The sequence below is a fragment of the Rhodobacter sp. JA431 genome (assembly GCF_900217725.1).
GTDB lineage: Bacteria > Pseudomonadota > Alphaproteobacteria > Rhodobacterales > Rhodobacteraceae > Rhodobacter > Rhodobacter aestuarii.
This window is the reverse complement of record NZ_OBMP01000002.1, coordinates 298648-316598: the sequence shown is the minus strand read 5'-3', so window position 1 is coordinate 316598 and position 17951 is coordinate 298648. Positions and strand designations below refer to the sequence as shown.

Below are 17951 nucleotides of genomic sequence, written 5' to 3'. Positions count from 1 at the left end.
TGGGCTAGCGCGCGGCACAGGTTTTTGCCTTGACCTGACGCAAAAAGCCCCCGCTTGGGGGGCTTTTCTGATCGTTTTTGGTGGGTTTGCCGCGTTAGGCCAGCATCGCCATCGGATGTTCGAGATTGCTGACAATCGCGGCCAGAAGTTCGGCCCCAAGCGCGCCATCAATCACCCGGTGATCGACCGAAAGCGTGAGCGACATCATCGTCGCCACTTCGATCTGACCATCTTTGCCGACCACCGGCTTTTTCACGCCCGCGCCCACGGCCAAGATCGCGCCATGCGGCGGGTTGATGACGGCGTCAAAATTCTCGATCCCCATCATGCCGAGGTTGGAAATGGCGAAGCTGCCGCCTTGATATTCCTGCGGCGCAAGCTTGCGGTCACGCGCACGTTTGGCGAGGTCTTTCATCTCGTTGGACAATTGGCTGAGCGGTTTCATCTCGGCGTCTTTGAACACCGGGGTGAAAAGACCGCCCTCGATAGCCACGGCCACGGCCACGTCAGACGCCTTCATCTGCAAGACCCGGTCACCGGCCCAAACGGCATTGGCGGCGGGCACGGTTTGCAGCGCAAGCGCGCAGGCTTTGATGATGAAATCATTGACCGAAAGCTTCACGCCACGGGGGCTGAGTTGGTCGTTGATTTGGCCACGGAAGGCGAGCAGCGCATCCAGTTTCACCTCGCGGCGGAGGTAGAAATGCGGGATCGTTTGCTTGGCTTCGGTGAGCCGTGCGGCGATGGTTTTGCGCATCCCATCGAGCGGGATTTCGGTGAATTCCCGGCCTTCGTAGAGCTTCGCCACGGCGCTGGCGGAGACCGGCGCGGGGGCGGGGGCTGCTGCCGGGGCTGCGGGGGCGGCAGCGGTGCTTTGGGCCACCGGGGCGGCGGCTTTGGGCGCAGCGCTGGCGGCCTCGACATCGGCTTTCACGATCCGGCCATGCGGGCCGGAGCCGGTGAGGCTGGCAAGATCCAAGCCTTTGTCGGCGGCAATGCGGCGGGCGAGCGGCGAGGCAAAGATGCGTGCACCGCTGGCGGCTTTAGGGGCTGCCGGGGCTTCTGCCTTGGCGGGCGTGGGTTCGTCAAGGAACGCGGGCATCGGTTCGGCTTCTGCCGGGGTGGCGCTGGCCGCAGCGGGCACCGCATCGGCGCTGTCGCCCTCTTCCAAAAGCACGGCGATTGGGGCGTTCACTTTCACGCCCGCCGTGCCCTCGGCCACCAGCAATTTGCCGATTGTGCCTTCATCCACCGCTTCAAATTCCATCGTCGCCTTATCGGTTTCGATTTCGGCGATGATTTGGCCCGAGGTGACCTCGTCGCCCTCTTTCACCAGCCATTTGGCGAGCGTGCCTTCCTCCATCGTGGGGGACAGCGCGGGCATTAGGATTTCAATGGCCATTTTGCCCTCCCTTAGCGGTAGCAGACGCGTTTGGCGGCGGCGACAACCTCATCGGAGGTGACGAGCGCCAGTTTTTCGAGGTTTGCCGCATAGGGCATCGGCACGTCTTTCCCGGTGCAGTTGATCACTGGCGCGTCGAGATAATCAAACGCGCGTTCCATGATCACGGCGCTGAGGTGGTTGCCGATGCTGGCGACGGGCCAGCCTTCTTCCACGGTGACGCAGCGATTGGTTTTCATCACCGAAGCGAGGACCGTGTCGTAATCAATCGGGCGCAGGGTGCGCAGGTCGATCACCTCGGCGGAGATGCCTTCCTCGGCCAGTTTGTCGGCGGCGGCGAGCGCATGGGCCATGCCGATGCCGAAGCTGACGAGCGTCACGTCTGTGCCTTCGCGCCAGATCCGGGCTTTGCCGAAGGGGATGGTGAAATCATCCAGCACCGGCACTTCAAACGAGCGGCCATAGAGGATTTCGTTTTCAAGGAAGATGACCGGGTTCGGGTCGCGGATCGCGGTTTTCAACAGGCCCTTCGCATCGGCGGCGGAATAGGGCATCACCACCCGCATCCCCGGAATTTGCGCAAACCACGCGGCATAATCTTGGCTGTGCTGGGCGGCAACGCGCGCGGCGGCGCCGTTGGCACCCCGGAACACGATCGGGCAGCCCATTTGCCCGCCCGACATGTAAAGCGTTTTTGCGGCGGAGTTGATGATCTGGTCCATCGCCTGCATGGCGAAGTTGAAGGTCATGAACTCGACAATCGGGCGTAGGCCGCCAAAGGCCGCGCCGACGCCAATGCCGGTGAAGCCATGTTCGGTGATCGGCGTATCGAGCACGCGTTTCGCGCCGAATTCATCAAGCAGCCCTTGGCTGACTTTGTAAGCGCCTTGGTATTCGCCCACCTCTTCGCCCATCAAGAAGACGGTCTCATCGGCGCGCATTTCCTCGGCCATCGCTTCGCGGAGCGCTTCGCGAACCGACATGGTTTTCATCTCGGTGCCTTCGGGCCAGTCGGCGCTGGCCTTGGAGACGATTTCCACCGGCGCGGCGGCTTGCGCGGGGGCGCTGGCCGGGGCAGGGGCATCGGCTTGCGGGGCGGGCGCGGCTTCGGCTTTGGCGGTGGGCAGCGCATCGGCGCTTTCGCCCTCTTCCACCAGCACCATGATCGGCGTGTTCACCTTCACACCCGAGGCGCCTTCGGCCACGAGCAGTTTACCTACGGTGCCCTCGTCCACCGCTTCAAATTCCATCGTCGCCTTATCGGTCTCGATCTCGGCGATGATCTGGCCAGAGGTGACGGTATCGCCCTCTTTCACCAGCCATTTGGCGAGCGTGCCTTCTTCCATCGTCGGCGAAAGGGCGGGCATCAAAACTTCGGTTGCCATAAGTCGTTCCTCACGCGGTGATGTCAGTCCAGAGCTCGTCAAGCGCGGGCTCGGGGCTCGTTTTGGCGAATTCGGCGGAATCGTTCACCACCGCTTTGATCTCCCGGTCGATCGACTTGAGATCATCATCGGTGGCATGACCGCCCGAAAGCAGCAATTCGCGCACGTTTTCAATGGCATCGCGCTCGTCGCGCATTTTTTGCACTTCTTCGCGGCTCCGGTATTTCGCCGGGTCAGACATGGAGTGGCCACGGTAGCGGTAGGTTTTGACTTCCAAAATATAGGGGCCATCGCCCGCGCGGCAGTGCGCCACGGCTTTTTCGCTGGCCGCTTTCACGGCAAGCACATCCATCCCGTCAACCACCTCGCCCGGAATGCCGAAAGCGGCGCCGCGGGTGTAGATATCCGGCGTTGAGGTGGAGCGTTTTTGCGCCGTGCCCATCGCATATTGGTTGTTTTCGATGACGAAAATCACCGGAAGCTTCCACAAAGCGGCCATGTTGAAGGTTTCATACACTTGGCCCTGGTTCGCCGCACCATCGCCGAAATAGGCGAAGGTGACATTGTCATTGCCAAGGTATTTATCGGCAAAGGCGAGGCCCGCGCCAAGCGGCACTTGCGCGCCGACAATGCCGTGACCGCCGTAGAAATGCTTTTCTTTCGAGAACATATGCATCGAGCCGCCCTTACCTTTGGACAGCCCGCCCTCGCGGCCGGTGAGTTCGGCCATCACGCCTTTGGGGTCCATGCCGCAAGCGAGCATATGGCCGTGGTCGCGGTAAGAGGTGATGCGCTTATCCCCCTCTTTCGCGGCGGCTTCGAGGCCGACAACGACCGCCTCTTGCCCGATGTAAAGGTGGCAAAAGCCGCCGATGAGCCCCATGCCATAAAGCTGACCGGCCTTTTCTTCGAACCGGCGGATCAGCAGCATGTCACGGTAATATTGCAGCAATTCTTCCTTCGAGACATTCGGGCGCTTGGGCGCCGGGGTCTCGGGGGTCTTGCGTGTCGCCATCGGACAGCCTCCCGTTTTCGTGATAGTTCAACGTTAAACCATCACATACTCCAAAGCGGACGCAGATGCAATGACGCATGCGACAAAGGCCCGCAGTGCGAGAGTTAAGGCGCGGGAAGCGTTGGGAAAGCTTAGCGGATCACGATCTCATCAGCGCGCAGCGTGCCCAGAATTTCGCGGGCGCGCTCGTCGAGCAGATCGAGATCAAGGTAATCGTCGGACAGGCGACGGGTCAGATTGGCCATGCGGGCGTGCTCTTCCAGCAGCGCGTCGCGTTCGGCCTCGGCCTTGGTGATATCGGCATCCAGCTGCACGCGGCGGAAAATGCCGTTCGGCCCCTGCGTTGCGGCAAAGGCAAAGTTGATCGCCAAGAAGGCGGCCAAAGAATAATAGACGAAAGGGAAAACCTTCGGACCTTTAGGAAACATACTCTGCCTCGTGCGTTCACCTCTGCCGGGTGTTGCGGTGCAGAATGCCACAAACGAATCGCGGTGTGAATCCCCATTAAGGATATGACGCGTTTTTGTGCGCGCGCGAAGCGTCGCGGCTGCGTGTGGTTACCCATCAGAGCAAGAGGGGGGCAGCGCCCCCCACCCGGTTCGCTTTGGCAAAGCCGAAGCGCTCCGCTTACCCGGCGCGTTGCTCCCGCGCGTGGAAGATGAAGCCCAAGAAATTCAAAAGCACCTGCGCGGCCAAGATTTGTGTGCCGCCAGAGGGGTCATAGTCGGGCGCGACCTCGACCAGATCGATCCCCACCACCTCGTGATTTTTGGCGACGCCTTGCAAGATTTCGAGCACTTCGTAGTAGAGGAACCCGCCATGCGAGGGCGTGCCCGTGCCCGGCGCGATGGAGGGGCAGAAGCCATCAATGTCGATGGTGACGTAAATCCGTGCGCCTTTCGGCAGCCGCTCAAGCACGCCTTCGGTGCCGAGCTTGCGGACCTGCCGCACGCTCAAGATATCATCGCCCATCTCGCGCGCGGCGTCATAGCCGTCTTTCGCGGTGGAAGACACATTGCGGATGCCAAGCGCGGTGATACCGGTGACATAGCCCTTTTCCGCCGCGCGGCGCATCGGGTTGCCGTGGCCGTGGCGGACGCCGTGGCGCACATCGACAAAATCCAGATGCGCATCAATCTGCAAAATGTGGATCGGCTCTTGGTCGTCAAAGGCGCGGATGCAGGGGATGTTGACCGAGTGATCTCCACCAATCACCACCGGAAGCGCGCCCGCTTTGAGCATTGCGCGCACGCCCGCCTCAATATTCGCATGGCTCGCCTCGGTGTCGGTGTGGACGATATCGGCATCGCCAATATCGACGATCCGAACGCTTTCGGGCAGGTAGGTCGCATCATCTTCATGGTCATAGGCGCCCGCATGCCCAAAGGAAAAGAGCGTCGAGGCCTCGCGCACCGCGCGCGGGCCGAAGCGGGCGCCTGCGCGAAACTGGGTGCCGAAGTCAAAGGGGGCGCCCATCACCGCGACATCGGCCTCGATCTTCGACCAATCTTCAACGTAAGGGCGTTTGCCAAAGGTCGAAATGCCGACAAAGGGCAGGTTGAGCCGCCCCGTTTCATAGCCATGTTTTGTCATTTTTTTGCTCCGTTCCCTGTGGTGGTGGGACGAGCTTTTCCTTTGTTGCGAAATAATGCAAGTTGCTGCGGTGGAGTGAGGAGAAGGAAAGACAATGGCCCCGGTTCCGCCCAATTTGATGCCCCCCAATGCCGCGCCCAAAGGGCTGTGGCGGCGCACGCCCCCGGCGATTTTCCCGCCCACTTTGGGGCTTTTGGGGCTCGCGCTGGCCTGGCGCAAAGGGGCGGTGGCTTTTGATCTGCCCGCCGCTGTGCCGGATGTTTTGATTGGTGCGGTGACGCTTTTTTCCCTTTTCTCTTTGCTGACTTACGGCGCAAAGCTCGCGCAGCGCCCCGGCGCGGCGATGGAGGATTTGAAAATCCTGCCGGGCCGTGCGGGGCTTTCGGCCGCGGTGCTGTGCCTGTATCTGCTGGCCGCCGCCACCGCGCCTTATGCGCTGCTCTTTGGGCAGGGGTTGTTTTTCTTGGGCGTGCTGGTGCATGTCGTGCTGACGGTGGCGCTGATCATCACGCTGATCAAAGGCCCGCCAGAGCAGCGCCGGGTGACGCCGGCTTGGCACCTGAGCTTCTCAGGCTGGATCGTGGCGGCCATGGCTGCGGCGGGGCTGGGCTACACCTTGCTCGCCACCGGGCTTTTCTGGCTGGCGTTGGTCATCGCCGTGGTGATTTGGACGATTTCTTTGCAGCAATTCGCGCGCGAAAGCGTGCCCGCGCCTTTGCGCCCGCTTTTGGCCATTCATTTTGCCCCGGCGGCGGTGATTGGCACCACGGCGGCAAGTCTTGGCGGCACAGCGCTGGCGCAGGTGTTTGGGATCATTACGGGGGCGCTGCTCGTTATCTTCCTTGCGCGCGCGCTTTGGCTTTTGAAAGCGGGGTTCTCGCCGTTCTGGGGGGCGCTGACCTTCCCGATGGCGGCCACCGCCAGCCTCTGGCTTAGCCTTGGCGGGCCGTGGCGTTTGGCGGGGGCGGCGATGCTGGTGGCGGCGACGCTGGCGATCTTGCCGATCGCCTACCGCATCTTCCAAATGTGGGCGAAGGGGCAACTTGCGGCGAAAACCGGCGCGTCTGTCGCCTGAGGGGTTGCATCGGGGCGCACTCCATGAAACAGGGACGTGCCAACCGTTCCCTGCCGATGGAGACCCCCATGCAGATTCGCGAGGCCCTCACCTTCGATGACGTGCTTCTTGTTCCGGCCGCTTCCAGCGTGCTGCCTTCGGAGGCTGATGTCTCCACGCAGGTGACCAAGTCGATCCGCCTAAACATTCCGCTTCTGTCCTCTGCGATGGATACGGTGACGGAATCGAATATGGCGATTGCGCTCGCGCAGGCGGGCGGCATGGGTGTGATTCACCGCAACCTGAATGTTGAACAGCAATCCGACGAAGTGCGCCGGGTGAAGCGGTTTGAATCGGGGATCGTATACAACCCGATCACGCTCACGCCCGAACAAACGCTCGCCGATGCGATGGCGCTGCGCGAGCGGTTCAAAGTGTCGGGCTTCCCGGTGGTGGATGCGGCGGGCAAGGTGGTGGGCATTGTCACCAACCGTGACATGCGCTTTGCCACCGATGCGGCGACCCCGGTGCATGCAATGATGACGGCGGATAACCTCGCCATGCTGCACGAACCTGCCGACCGCGACGAGGCGATGAGCCTGATGAAAGCGCGCCGGATCGAGAAGCTTTTGGTCGTCAATGCCGAAGGCAAGCTGACCGGGCTTTTGACCCTCAAAGACAGCGAGCAATCGGTGCTGCACCCGCTGGCGTGCAAGGACGAAAAAGGCCGTTTGCGCGTGGCGGCAGCCTCGACCGTGGGGGATGCGGGCTACGAACGCTCCTGTGCGCTGATTGATGCGGGCTGTGACCTGATCGTGATCGACACCGCGCATGGCCACTCCGAAGGCGTGGCGAAAGCGGTGGAGCGGGTCAAAGCCTATAACGCTGCCGTGCAAGTGGTGGCCGGCAACGTCGCCACCGCCGAGGCCACCAAGGCGCTGATCGGCGCGGGCGCGGATGCGGTGAAAGTGGGCATTGGCCCCGGCTCGATCTGCACCACGCGGATCGTGGCGGGTGTGGGTGTGCCGCAGCTCACCGCGATCATGGATGCTTGCTCGGGCGCGGGCGATATTCCGATCATCGCCGATGGCGGGATCAAATATTCGGGCGATTTCGCCAAAGCGATTGCGGCGGGGGCCAGCTGCGCAATGGTCGGCTCCGCCATTGCGGGCACCGATGAAAGCCCGGGCGAGGTGATCTTGTATCAAGGCCGCTCGTATAAATCCTACCGTGGCATGGGCTCGCTTGGCGCGATGGCGCGCGGCTCGGCGGATCGCTATTTCCAAAAAGACGCGGCCTCGGACAAGCTTGTTCCCGAGGGGATCGAGGGGCAGGTGCCCTACAAAGGCCCGGTCGCGGCGGTGCTGCACCAAATGGTCGGCGGTCTGCGCGCGGCGATGGGCTACACCGGGCACGCCACTGTGGCCTCGATGCGCGGCAATTGCGAATTCGTGCGTATCACCGGCGCGGGCCTGAAAGAAAGCCACGTCCATGACGTGCAGATCACCCGCGAAAGCCCGAACTACCGGATCGGCTGATCGGGGTTGAGAGTTGTGAAAAGGCCGGGGTGTTCCCCGGCCTTTTTGTTTGGCGCGTGCTTATTGGCCAAGCCCGATTTGGCGGTAGAATTCGGCATTGTCCCAAAACAGATATTCTTCATCCATCACGCCCGCTTCGGTCCAGTGACCGACCGTCGCCATCGTCAGCTTATAGGCTTTGCCCGTGGGCTCGATCACGCTGCCATCGGCAAGCTGCATCGGTGCGGAGAAGGTGCCTTCAATCACGCCCACAACGCCCGTCCATTCGCCTTGGCCGATCTTCACCGGGTGCTGTTCAATCCGGGTGTCGGGGGCGAAGGTGAAGAAATATTTCAGGTAGTCGATATGGGGTTCGATGCCTTCGGTCACCGTGCCATCGGGCAGGTGCACTTTGATGTCTTCGGCATGGCTTTCATGCAGGCGGTCCCATTTTTGCCCGGTGAAAACGTCAAAATCGAGCGTGTCGAACGTATCAAGGTTGTGGGCGATCCGTGCATCATCGGCTTGGCGGGCGGCCAGTTCGGCGAAAGCTGCGGTGGCGGCGGCATTGTCTTGCGCAGCGGCGGCGGTGGTGATGAGAGCCGCGGCGGTGGCTGCGAGAATGGCTTTGAGTTTCATGGTCTTATCTCCTGTAAGGCGTCTTGCCTTATGTCTGTGCAGCCTCAGATAGCGGGAGATTTTAACGCAGAAAATGACGAAGACCGGGAATGACTTCGCCGAGTTCGTTCTTAATGGGGGCAAGCCACATCCGCAGCGCAAGAGATCTTAGCCCCTTCGACTTTGTACAAATATCCTGGGGGATGAATGGCCCGTCAGGGCAAGAGGGGGGCAACGCCCCCTTGCGCGCTTTGATCTCGGCGAGCGTTCCGCGAGACGCGCATCCAGCCCTCGCAGGCGTGCTCGGGCGCATCCGGCCCTCGCAAGTTTGCTCGGGCGTTCGCCGCTAAAAACGCTCCACTGGAGCGTTTTTCGAGCGCGGCTCACCCATTCCGAAAATGTTTGGCGAGTTTGAGCCCTTGGCCTTGGTAGTTCGAGGCAATGCCTGCACCGTAAAGGCGTTCGGGGCGGTCGGCCATGCGCTCATAGACCAGTCGCCCGACGACTTGGCCGTGTTCCAGCACAAAAGGCGCCTCGTGGCAGCGCACTTCCAGCACGCCGCGCGCGCCTTCGCCGCCTGCTGCGCCGTGGCCAAAGCCGGGGTCAAAGAAGCCGGCGTAATGGACGCGGAACTCGCCGACCATTGCGAGGTAAGGCGCCATTTCCGCGGCGAAATCGGGCGGGATTACTACCGCCTCGCGGCTGACCAAAATGTAGAACGCGCCGGGGTCGAGGATGATCCGCCCATCGCGCGAGCGGATTTCTTCCCAAAAATCCGAGGCCGGGTAATGCGCGATCCGATCCAGATCAATCACCCCGGTGTGGGGCTTGGCGCGGTAGCCCACCAGATCGCCTGTCTCGGGCCGCAGATCGACCGAGAAGCCCAAGCCGTGGTCAATCACCGCCTCACCACTCACCAATGGCTCAGCGCTATGGAGCGCCTTCAATTCGGCATCTGTGAGCGCGGCTTGGCCCGCGCGGAAGCGGATCTGGTTGAGCCGCATGCCGGGCCGCACCAGCACCGAAAACGATCGCGGGCAAATCTCGGCATAAAGCGGGCCGCTATAGCCCTCGGGGATGCGGTCAAATTCGCTGCCGCCATCGGTGATGACGCGCGTAAGCAGATCCAGCCGCCCGGTCGAGCTTTTCGCGTTTGACACCGCCGTGAGGCCCATCGGCAGGTTCAGGCTTTCCATCAAGGGCACCAGATAGACGCAGCCCTTTTCGAGCACAGCGCCGTCTGAAAGCTCCATCCGGTGCATTTCAAAATCTGCCAGTTTCGCCTCGACCCGCTCGCCCTTGCCCGCGAGGAAAGAGGCGCGGATGCGGTAAGCCACGCGGCCCAGCCGCAAATCAAGGCTGGCGGGTTGGATCTGTTCGGGGATCACGGGGGTATCGGCGGCAATTTCGCCGCGCTCAATCATCGCGCGCAATGCGCTATCGGGAAGAACACCCTGCATCTCAATACCCCGTAAAATGGACACGGCGGATATGCGAACGCCCACTCCCGAAGGAGTGGGCGTTGTTCGGTTGGTCGGGCCGGAGAGATTCGAACTCTCGACCTTCCGCCCCCCAGACGGACGCGCTAACCAGGCTGCGCCACGGCCCGACGAGGCGCATATAGAGCCATTGGGCCGCCGGGCGCAAGCGCGAAAACGCAACTTTTTGCGCCAAGTTGGGGCGGAGCGCGGCGGCCATGCTTAGCGGCGCGCCGGGGGCGGGCGGGGCGGCTGCGCCAGCCGCGCTTGCAGCGCCATCAGCCGATCATGCGACGACAAGAGCCGCATCCGTTCGATGGGCGACAGCATCGTCGGTGCAAACTGGCCCAGCCCTTCTTTGAGCGCGCCCAAGGGGTTCACGCTTGGGTCGATTTGCCCTGCGGTGGGAATCGCTTGGTTGAGCGGCGCGGTGCCACTCAGAATCAAGCTCACCACACGCTCAAGCGGGTCGGGCGGGGGCGGCAGCACTTCGGCCGGTTCTGGCGGTTCTTGCGCAGGCGTCAGCGCTTCGATGATCGCCGCGAAGGGCTCGACCGGGGGCAGGGGGCTGGGCGCGTCGTCAAACGCGTCGGGTTGCGGCTCTGCACCCATGTCCTCAAGCGGCTCGGGCTGCGCTTCAAGCGGCGCGTCTTCGGGCTCCGGGTCCGGTTCAGGCAGCACCGCAAAGTCACGCGCATCCACTTTATGCGCGTCTTCGGGTTCTGGCTCGGGTTCGGGGGCTAGGTCTTCCGCGATAAAGCTTTGATCTGGCTCTGGTTCCAGTTCCTCTTCGATCAGAAGTTCTGGCTCGGGCGGTTCTGGCGGGAAATAGTCAAAGAGGGAGGGCTGATGCCATTCCTGCGTCGCCTTGGGGGCGGCTTGCACTTGCTCGGGTTCGGGCGCTTCCACCGGATGATGGCGCGGGCCACGCGGGGCGACAAAGGAATAGGCGCTGTCATCCAGCGCGGGTTCAGGGTCCTCTGCCTCTGCCTCCGGTTCGGGCGGCAAGTCGGCCACGGGTTCTGGCGCGGCGTCGATAAAGGGCGCGGCGTCTGGTTCCGGCGCGCTTAGCTCTTCTACGCTGACCTCGGGCTCGGGCGCCGTGAAAGCCTCTTCCTGCGCATCTAGCGCGGCAAGCTCTGCGATTTCGTCTTCCGCTCCAAGTGCTTCGGGGTCTTCAAACGCGTCCGGTTCGGCAATGGGTTCCGAAACAGGCGCGTCTTCCAGCGCGGCGTCATCGGCTGTGGCTGCGGCTTCAACATCCTCCGCAGGATCTGTCGTTTCCAGCGCTGCGATCAGCTCGGGCAAATGCTCCGCCGGGCGCGGACGGCGAAACACGAAATCGGGGACCGGTTCCGGCTCGGGCGCAGGCTCTGGCACCGGAGTGCGCGCGGCGCGCGAAAAGACAAGCGGCGGCGGGGCCTCGTCTTCCTCGGGGGCCGTTTCTTCCGTGACCGGAGCGAGAGGCTCAACGGGGGCTTCAGCAGCACAGGCTGCATCCTCCGTCGGTGCGTCCTCTTCCTCGGCAACCGGTTCGGCTTCTGGCGCGGCGTCTTGTTCTGCGACTTCCGGCAAAGAGTCGTGTTCGGGCGTGTCTAGGGGCGCGGCACCCGCTTCCGGGGCAAGTCCCTCGTCCGGTGCGGTGCTTTCTTCCGGGGGCGCGATGTCTTCAAGCGGCGGCGCGGTCGCAAAGGCCGCATCGGCCAGCGGCTCCGCTTCTGCGGGCGCTTCTTCTGTGAAAGCGGCTGCTTCCTCGGCCTCCGTAAGCAGCTCCTGCGTCGCAGCGATCTCGACTTCGGTTTCGACTTCGGTTTCGACTTCGGTTTCGACTGTGGTTTCGGCGTCGGTCAGCGCGTCCTGCGCGGCTTCATCCTCTTCCGGTGCCGCCTCTTCCGCGACTTCCTCAGCCTCGGCTTCCAGCGCGGGCATGCGGCCAAAGACCAGATCAAAGGCGGTATCTTGCGGCTCGGGGGAGGCGGCGTCTTCCTCGGTTAGCGCGTCTTCCGCAGGCTCGGGATCGAGATCCATGTCCGCAAGAACAGGGGAGGCTTCGCCATCGGGGGCGTTGAAAGCAATTTCTTGCTCTTCGGGCGCCTCAAGGTGCGAATCTTCAAGCGGCTCAGCCGCCAAATCTTCAGAGTCGACCTCATCCAAGATGGGCGCAATCGGCGTGTCTTCTTCGGGGGGCTCCGTGTCCTCGGCCTGCGTCTCGGGCACCGCCAGAGGCTGCTCAAGGCTCGCTTCCAAAAGCGCCTCGGCCACCGCTTCGGCGACAATCTCGGACAGCACCGCCTCAAAGCCGAACGCATCGGGTTTTGGCGCGGGCGTCACCATCTCGGGCGGATCTTCGGTTTCCGCCTCTATAGGCGCGCCAGTGGTTTCCAGCGCGGGCGCCTCCGCCTCGGCCTCGGGGTCCTCTGTCCGGCCCAATGCCAGTGTCGGGTCCAGAAGCGGCGGGGGCATTTCTGCGGCGGGGGCGTCTTGTGCGGCGCGGGCGGCGGCGCGGATCGCCTCAGCCTCGGCGCGCAGGCGTTTCAGTTCCGCGCGCACAGCGGCGGCTTCTGCCCGTGCCATCTCCAGCGCTGCCTGTGCCTCGGCAATCGCTTGGGCTTCTTCTGGGCTGAGTTCGGGCGCATCTGCCTCGGGTTCGGAGGCATCTTCCGGCGGAAGGACTTCAGCTTCGTCGGTGGTGACAGGGGGCGTTTCCGCATCGAAGGGCGCTGAGTCTTCGATTTCAGAAACCTCAGAAGCCGCACCTTCTACGTCTTCTTCTGGAAGCGATGGGGCCTCATTCACATATTCGACCGCAAGGCTTTCCTCGGCTTCAGCCGTCACATCCTGCGGTGTGAAGGGCGATTCTTCGGCCTCGACAAAAAGGTTCTCAACCGGCGCTTCCAGCGTGTCATCCGCGTCAGGTGCCTGCGCGGGTGCGAAGGCTTCCGCCGCGGCCTCCGCAGTGGTTTCTGCGCCATCATCAAGTGCAAAGCTCTCGGGTGCCGCTTGTGGCCGATCAAGTTCTTGATCTTCGGGCGTTTCAGGCGCAACCGATGCCGTTTCCTGCGCGGGGGCGGCCTCCTCTGCAGGCGAGTCTTCTAGGGGCTCAGGCCCTTCAAGCGGCGCTTCTTCTGCACCCTCTTGCAGAGTTGCGGCGACCGCCTCGGCGACCGTTTCAATCGCGGCGGTGTTGTCAGCCGCCGTTTCCGTCACAGTCTCTTCCGGTGCGGCGGCGCCATCGACCAGTTCATGGCCATGTGCGGTCACCGCTTTCACCCCGCGCTTGCGCAGGGTTGCTTGCGCCTCTTTGATCGCGAGGCCTTCGACTTGCAGCATATGTTTGATGCCCGCGATCAGCGCGACATCATTGGGCCTGTAATAGCGTCGCCCACCAGCGCGCTTGACGGGTTTGATTTGGGAGAATTTGGTTTCCCAAAACCGCAGCACATGGGTGGGCGTGTCTAGAAGTTCGGAAACTTCAGAAATCGTACGGAAGGCCTCGGCAGACTTGGTCATCGGCCGCGTTCATCCCTTTCTGGGGTCCTTGTCGGGGCGGGTTTTTGTTATGCCCCGACCGGGCTCGTGCTCGTTTACCTCGCGTTGCCGTCGGCCACGCGGTCTTTCATCAGATGCGAGGGACGGAACGAAAGCACGCGGCGGGGCGAGATCGGAACCTCTTCGCCGGTTTTCGGGTTGCGCCCCATGCGCGACGCCTTATCGCGCACCGAGAAGGTGCCGAAAGACGAGATTTTCACCGTCTCGCCGCGCACCAGCGCGTCGGACATATGTTGCAGCACGCTTTCCACAAGCTGTGCGGATTCGTTGCGGCTGAGCCCCACTTCACGGAACACAGCTTCACTCAGATCCATGCGCGTAAGAGTCTTTTCCGACATCTCAATCCCCCCGGAGTGATTTTGATCACGATGGGCGCAACCTAATCGCGAGTCAATATCAATGACTTGCGGGACGCTGTTAAGACGGTGTTTTTCTGTGTTCCTAACCTTTTGCACCTGTTGGCGGGTGATTCCCACCCGCCCAGATCGCGCAAATGGTTACCAGCGCAGCGCCACTGCGCCCCAGGCTAGCCCGCCGCCGATCGCTTCGGTCACGATCAGATCGCCGGTTTTGACCTGTCCACGGTCGCGCCCAACAGAAAGCGCAAGCGGGATCGAGGCCGCCGAGGTGTTGCCGTGATCTTGCACCGTGACCACCACACGCTCCATCGGCACGCCCATGCGTTCGGCGGTGGCCGAGATGATGCGCAGGTTCGCCTGATGCGGCACGATCCAATCCACGTCATCGCCGGTCATATCGAGCTTGGCGAGCGCTTTATGGGCGGTGTCGGAAAGCTTCTGCACGGCATGTTTGAAGACTGCATTGCCCTGCATCCGCAGATGCCCGGCTTTGCCATTGGTGGAAACACCACCGTCGACGTAAAGCAGCTCGCGGTGACGGCCATCGGAATGCAGATCGGTCGCGAGAATCCCCCGATCATGCACCGTGCCCGTGCCTTGTGCGGCTTCCAAGATCAGCGCGCCCGCGCCATCGCCAAAAAGCACACATGTGCCGCGATCTTCCCAATCCATGATCCGCGAAAACGTCTCGGCGCCAATCACCAGCACACGCTGCGCTTGGCCCGACACGATCAGCCCATTGGCATTGGCCAGCGCAAAGACAAAGCCGGCACAAACCGCTTGCACATCATAGGCAAAGGCATTGGTGCAGCCGATGCCCGCCTGCACCATCGTCGCGACAGAGGGGAAGGTGAAATCTGGGGTCGAGGTGGCGACGATGATCGCATCCACATCCTCGGGTTTCATTTCCGCATCAATCAGCGCGGCACGGGCGGCATGGATCGCCAGTTGCGAGGTGGTTTCCCCCTCAGCGGCGAAATGGCGCCGCTCGATCCCCGTGCGGGTGCGAATCCAAGCATCCGTGGTCTCAAGGGTGGCTTCAAACTCGGCGTTTTCAACAATGCGTTCGGGCAAATAGTGGCCAACACCCCGGACCACGGCTCTTATCGTCATTTCTTTGTCTCGTCCCCTGCCTCATGCTTGGCGCTATCCTGCCCCGCCGCTGACGCAAGGGCAACCCGCGCCGCCAGCCGATCCACGAAGCCAAGGCCACCAAGACGGGCAGCCAAGTCGATGGCCGCCGCCACGCCGGTGCCATCGGCCCCGCCGTGCGATTTGACCACCGTGCCGTTGAGACCAAGGAACACCCCGCCATTGGCCCGGCGCGGATCGATCTTGGCCTTGAGTTTTTTGAGCGCGCGCATCGCAAGGAAGGCGCCCAGTTTCGCCATGATGCCCGAGGTGAAAGCCTCGCGCATCAATTCGCCAGCAAATTTCGCGGTGCCTTCGCCGGTCTTCAGCGCGATGTTGCCGGTGAACCCATCGGTCACAATCACATCGACGCGGGTGCCGGGCAGGTCATTGCCTTCGACAAAGCCCACAAAAGTGAAATCGCCATTTTGCGCGGCATCGGTGATCAGCTCATGCGCGGCTTTCAGCTCGGCATTGCCTTTGTGTTCCTCGGTGCCGACGTTCAGAAGCCCCACACGCGGACGCGTGAGCCCCAGCGCATTGCGGGCATAGGAGGCCCCCATCAGCGCATAGGTCAGAAGGTCGACCGCATCGGCGCGGACATCCGCCCCCATATCGAGCATGACATTGTAGCCCGACGGGTTCTTGGACGGCCAGAAAGAGGCGATGGCAGGCCGGTCGACGCCGGGCATCTTGCGCAGCCGCAACATCGACACCGCCATCAGCGCGCCGGTATTGCCGCAGGATACGGCGACTTGGGCTTCCTTGTTGCGGACCGCCTCGATGGTGGACCACATCGACGTGCCTTTGCCCGAGCGCATCACCGCCGAGGGCTTGTCGTGCATTGTGACCACATCGTCGGCATGGCGGATCGTCACGCGATCCTTGAGCTTGCGCGCTTTCACCAAAGGCACAAGCTCGGCCTCGCGGCCATGCACAAGGAAATGAAGGCTCGGGTTACCGCGGGCCGCAAGGGCGACACCGTCAAGCACCGCAGCAGGTCCGCGATCTCCGCCCATCGCATCGACGGAGATCACGATGCCGCCAGAAGAAAAAGCGCCGGAAAAATCCGGCGCTGTGGCCGCGGCGGCGCGGCCTTTTTGCTGGGTGCTAGACGCTCTGTCATCCCGCGCGTTGGCCGCGGTTTGCTCCTGTTCGGGCATATTGGCCATGGCGCGGAAGCGGCTTACGCCGCGTCGTCGTCCAGATCGACCTCGGCGGCTTGTGCCACCACTTCGCGGTCATCGTAGTGGCCGCAGGCGCCACAGACGTGGTGCGGGCGTTTCAGCTCGCCACAGTTCGGGCAAGCGGCCGGGTTGGCGGCGGTAAGGGCATCGTGCGCGCGGCGCATGTTACGACGGGAGCGCGTGACTCGGTTCTGCGGGACAGCCATGTGTCTAACCTCGGTTTTGCGGGGCGCATGGCCCTGATTTTCCTTGGGTTTCGTCACGGTTGCTTGTGGCGGACCGGGGGCGAACCCTCAACTCGAATGAGGCCGGGAACATACTGCGTTTCCGGCGCGTTGCAAGCCCTTTTTACAGGCTTTTTTTGAGCGCCTGACAAGGGTGACAAATCGCCTCTTATTCTGGCGTGTTTTCGTCCGATTTTCCGCCCATCAGCGCGCGGAGATTGGCAAAGGGGCGGGTGTCTTCGTCGCGGATCGGGGCCGCACCCGGCGGCGCGGCTTGCATCTCGGTGCCTTCGGCGCCCTCGGCATGGGGGTAAAGCGGCAACGCCAGTTCCAACGCTTCGAGCGCGACAGCGCCAAGGTCGATGCGGTCGGGCAGGGGCTCAGAATCGGTGTCTTCGGGCATTTCGACTTCTTCGCCCGTCGGCTCTTCCATATTCGCCACGTAATGGCGGCGCAGGTCTTCGCTGATGTCGGTCACCACCGGTGCCAGCGTTACCACGCAAGGCTGCACCACCTTGGCCGTGAGCCGTGCCTCCAGCAGCCAATCGTTGCGGCCTTGGGGGGTGAGCGTGCCCTTCAGCTGCAACCCCTCGACGGCGGTGATATCTGCCCATGTGGCAATGGCGGCGAGTGTCTCGCCTTCGGCGGTGACGTTGAACCGGGTCGGTTTGCGTCCGGCCAGATCGGCCACGCGCAAAGGATGCGTGAAGGGCAGCTCATCAAGCGGCTGGGGCGGGGAATGGGTCATCGCAAGCTCCGATCGTTCGCGGTCTGGGGCAGTCGGCCATTTGGGGCCTCGTTTGCGCCATAAGGTGTTACGGCGCTTGAGGGTCGGGCTGTCCTGTTGTAAGCGGGATAAAAGGCCCGAGAAGATGAGGCAAGGGGGATAGGGTGAGCAGCACGGTTGCACCGCAGCGTATGGCGAAGAAGATAGCCCTGTCTATTGCTCTGGTGGGCATGCTGGCGGCCGCAAGCTGCACGGCGATTTACCGCAATCACGGCTATGTGCCGAATGAAGAAGACCTTGCCCAGATCGAGGTCGGCAAAAGCAACCAGCAAGACGTGGCCTATGTGATTGGCCGCCCGGCCTCCAAAGGGCTGCTGCAAGGCGCAGGGTGGTTCTATGTCGGTTCGCGCTGGAAGCATTACGGCGCGCGCGCGCCGCAGGAAGTGGAACGCGAGGTTGTCGCGGTCAGCTTTGACGACAAGGGCGTTGTCTCCAATATCGAGCGCTTCGGTCTGGAAGATGGCGAGGTTGTCGTGCTGTCGCGGCGCGTGACCAAATCCAGCATCAAAGGCATCAGCGTTGTGCGGGAACTGCTCGGATCGCTGGGCCGCGTGTCTGCGGGCCAGATCGTCGGCGACTGATCTGATCTGACAAGCGCGCTGCCGCGTCGCAGCGCGCTGTCTTTTCGCTGTTAAGGAAGTGCCGTAGAGTA

Annotated in this window: 16 protein-coding genes and 1 tRNA gene; 3 read left to right on the top strand and 14 right to left on the bottom strand. The window is 62.6% G+C overall.

Annotation, left to right across the window (positions count from 1 at the left end):
- Window positions 1-94: 94 nt before the first annotated feature.
- The 5 genes from CRO18_RS05145 to speB form a co-directional block, all read right to left on the bottom strand.
- Entirely contained in the window at window positions 95-1402 is a 1308-nt protein-coding gene (locus CRO18_RS05145) for a pyruvate dehydrogenase complex dihydrolipoamide acetyltransferase (RefSeq protein WP_097081295.1), read from the bottom strand.
- Window positions 1403-1413: 11 nt separating this feature from the next.
- Window positions 1414-2787: a pyruvate dehydrogenase complex E1 component subunit beta gene (locus CRO18_RS05140; protein WP_097081294.1), complete on the bottom strand. Its 1374-nt coding sequence runs from the start codon at window positions 2785-2787 to the stop codon at window positions 1414-1416.
- Between the two features lie 10 nt (window positions 2788-2797).
- A complete protein-coding gene (pdhA, locus tag CRO18_RS05135) occupies window positions 2798-3802 on the bottom strand; it encodes a pyruvate dehydrogenase (acetyl-transferring) E1 component subunit alpha (RefSeq protein WP_076483347.1) in 1005 nt (334 codons plus the stop codon).
- A gap of 131 nt (window positions 3803-3933) precedes the next feature.
- The gene (locus tag CRO18_RS05130; protein ID WP_076483348.1) at window positions 3934-4230 is read right to left on the bottom strand and encodes a septum formation initiator family protein; all 297 of its coding nucleotides are present in this window, start codon (window positions 4228-4230) and stop codon (window positions 3934-3936) included.
- 199 nt (window positions 4231-4429) lie between these two features.
- The gene (gene speB / locus CRO18_RS05125) at window positions 4430-5395 is read right to left on the bottom strand and encodes an agmatinase (RefSeq protein WP_097081293.1); all 966 of its coding nucleotides are present in this window, start codon (window positions 5393-5395) and stop codon (window positions 4430-4432) included.
- A 94-nt stretch (window positions 5396-5489) separates the two neighbouring features.
- Between speB and CRO18_RS05120 the strand changes: the two genes are divergently transcribed.
- Window positions 5490-6470, top strand: a complete 981-nt coding sequence (locus tag CRO18_RS05120) for a tellurium resistance protein (RefSeq protein ID WP_249275992.1) — start codon at window positions 5490-5492, stop codon at window positions 6468-6470.
- 68 nt (window positions 6471-6538) lie between these two features.
- Window positions 6539-7987 carry an IMP dehydrogenase gene (gene guaB, locus CRO18_RS05115; RefSeq protein ID WP_097081557.1) on the top strand — a complete coding sequence of 483 codons (1449 nt, stop codon included), beginning with the start codon at window positions 6539-6541 and terminating at the stop codon, window positions 7985-7987.
- A gap of 60 nt (window positions 7988-8047) precedes the next feature.
- Here the strand turns inward: guaB and CRO18_RS05110 are convergent, their stop codons facing one another.
- The 9 genes from CRO18_RS05110 to CRO18_RS05070 form a co-directional block, all read right to left on the bottom strand.
- Window positions 8048-8605, bottom strand: a complete 558-nt coding sequence (locus CRO18_RS05110) for an ester cyclase (RefSeq protein WP_097081292.1) — start codon at window positions 8603-8605, stop codon at window positions 8048-8050.
- A 362-nt stretch (window positions 8606-8967) separates the two neighbouring features.
- On the bottom strand, window positions 8968-10044 hold the full coding sequence (locus CRO18_RS05105) for a 2'-deoxycytidine 5'-triphosphate deaminase (protein WP_097081291.1): 1077 nt from the start codon (window positions 10042-10044) through the stop codon (window positions 8968-8970).
- A 71-nt stretch (window positions 10045-10115) separates the two neighbouring features.
- Window positions 10116-10193: transfer RNA gene (locus CRO18_RS05100), tRNA-Pro, on the bottom strand.
- Window positions 10194-10284: 91 nt separating this feature from the next.
- Complete coding sequence (locus CRO18_RS19070; RefSeq protein ID WP_097081290.1) at window positions 10285-13572, bottom strand: MerR family transcriptional regulator; 3288 nt, start codon at window positions 13570-13572, stop codon at window positions 10285-10287.
- A gap of 74 nt (window positions 13573-13646) precedes the next feature.
- Window positions 13647-13949, bottom strand: coding sequence for an integration host factor subunit alpha (gene ihfA, locus CRO18_RS05090; protein ID WP_076483354.1), 303 nt, complete (start codon window positions 13947-13949; stop codon window positions 13647-13649).
- Between the two features lie 159 nt (window positions 13950-14108).
- On the bottom strand, window positions 14109-15083 hold the full coding sequence (locus CRO18_RS05085; protein WP_097081289.1) for a beta-ketoacyl-ACP synthase III: 975 nt from the start codon (window positions 15081-15083) through the stop codon (window positions 14109-14111).
- Window positions 15080-16138 carry a phosphate acyltransferase PlsX gene (gene plsX, locus CRO18_RS05080; protein ID WP_349290217.1) on the bottom strand — a complete coding sequence of 353 codons (1059 nt, stop codon included), beginning with the start codon at window positions 16136-16138 and terminating at the stop codon, window positions 15080-15082. The genes CRO18_RS05085 and plsX overlap by 4 nt, the downstream gene beginning before the upstream one ends.
- 149 nt (window positions 16139-16287) lie before the next feature.
- Window positions 16288-16494, bottom strand: coding sequence for a 50S ribosomal protein L32 (gene rpmF, locus CRO18_RS05075; protein WP_076483356.1), 207 nt, complete (start codon window positions 16492-16494; stop codon window positions 16288-16290).
- Window positions 16495-16681: 187 nt separating this feature from the next.
- Entirely contained in the window at window positions 16682-17260 is a 579-nt protein-coding gene (locus CRO18_RS05070; RefSeq protein ID WP_097081288.1) for a DUF177 domain-containing protein, read from the bottom strand.
- Window positions 17261-17403: 143 nt separating this feature from the next.
- Here CRO18_RS05070 and CRO18_RS05065 point away from each other — a divergent pair, with 143 nt between their 5' ends.
- Window positions 17404-17880 (top strand): outer membrane protein assembly factor BamE, encoded by a 477-nt coding sequence (locus CRO18_RS05065; protein ID WP_245826409.1) that lies wholly within the window; start codon window positions 17404-17406, stop codon window positions 17878-17880.
- The last annotated feature ends 71 nt before the right edge of the window (window positions 17881-17951 follow it).

Coding starts and splice junctions, on each gene's coding strand:
- CRO18_RS05105 (WP_097081291.1), bottom strand. CDS start 10,044: ATGCAGGGTGTTCTTCCCGATAGCGCATTGCGCGCGATGATTGAGCGC.
- CRO18_RS05070 (WP_097081288.1), bottom strand. CDS start 17,260: ATGACCCATTCCCCGCCCCAGCCGCTTGATGAGCTGCCCTTCACGCAT.
- CRO18_RS05130 (WP_076483348.1), bottom strand. CDS start 4,230: ATGTTTCCTAAAGGTCCGAAGGTTTTCCCTTTCGTCTATTATTCTTTG.
- ihfA (WP_076483354.1), bottom strand. CDS start 13,949: ATGTCGGAAAAGACTCTTACGCGCATGGATCTGAGTGAAGCTGTGTTC.
- CRO18_RS19070 (WP_097081290.1), bottom strand. CDS start 13,572: ATGACCAAGTCTGCCGAGGCCTTCCGTACGATTTCTGAAGTTTCCGAA.
- rpmF (WP_076483356.1), bottom strand. CDS start 16,494: ATGGCTGTCCCGCAGAACCGAGTCACGCGCTCCCGTCGTAACATGCGC.
- CRO18_RS05140 (WP_097081294.1), bottom strand. CDS start 2,787: ATGGCAACCGAAGTTTTGATGCCCGCCCTTTCGCCGACGATGGAAGAA.
- CRO18_RS05145 (WP_097081295.1), bottom strand. CDS start 1,402: ATGGCCATTGAAATCCTAATGCCCGCGCTGTCCCCCACGATGGAGGAA.
- CRO18_RS05085 (WP_097081289.1), bottom strand. CDS start 15,083: ATGACGATAAGAGCCGTGGTCCGGGGTGTTGGCCACTATTTGCCCGAA.
- pdhA (WP_076483347.1), bottom strand. CDS start 3,802: ATGGCGACACGCAAGACCCCCGAGACCCCGGCGCCCAAGCGCCCGAAT.
- CRO18_RS05110 (WP_097081292.1), bottom strand. CDS start 8,605: ATGAAACTCAAAGCCATTCTCGCAGCCACCGCCGCGGCTCTCATCACC.
- guaB (WP_097081557.1), top strand. CDS start 6,539: ATGCAGATTCGCGAGGCCCTCACCTTCGATGACGTGCTTCTTGTTCCG.
- speB (WP_097081293.1), bottom strand. CDS start 5,395: ATGACAAAACATGGCTATGAAACGGGGCGGCTCAACCTGCCCTTTGTC.
- CRO18_RS05120 (WP_249275992.1), top strand. CDS start 5,490: ATGGCCCCGGTTCCGCCCAATTTGATGCCCCCCAATGCCGCGCCCAAA.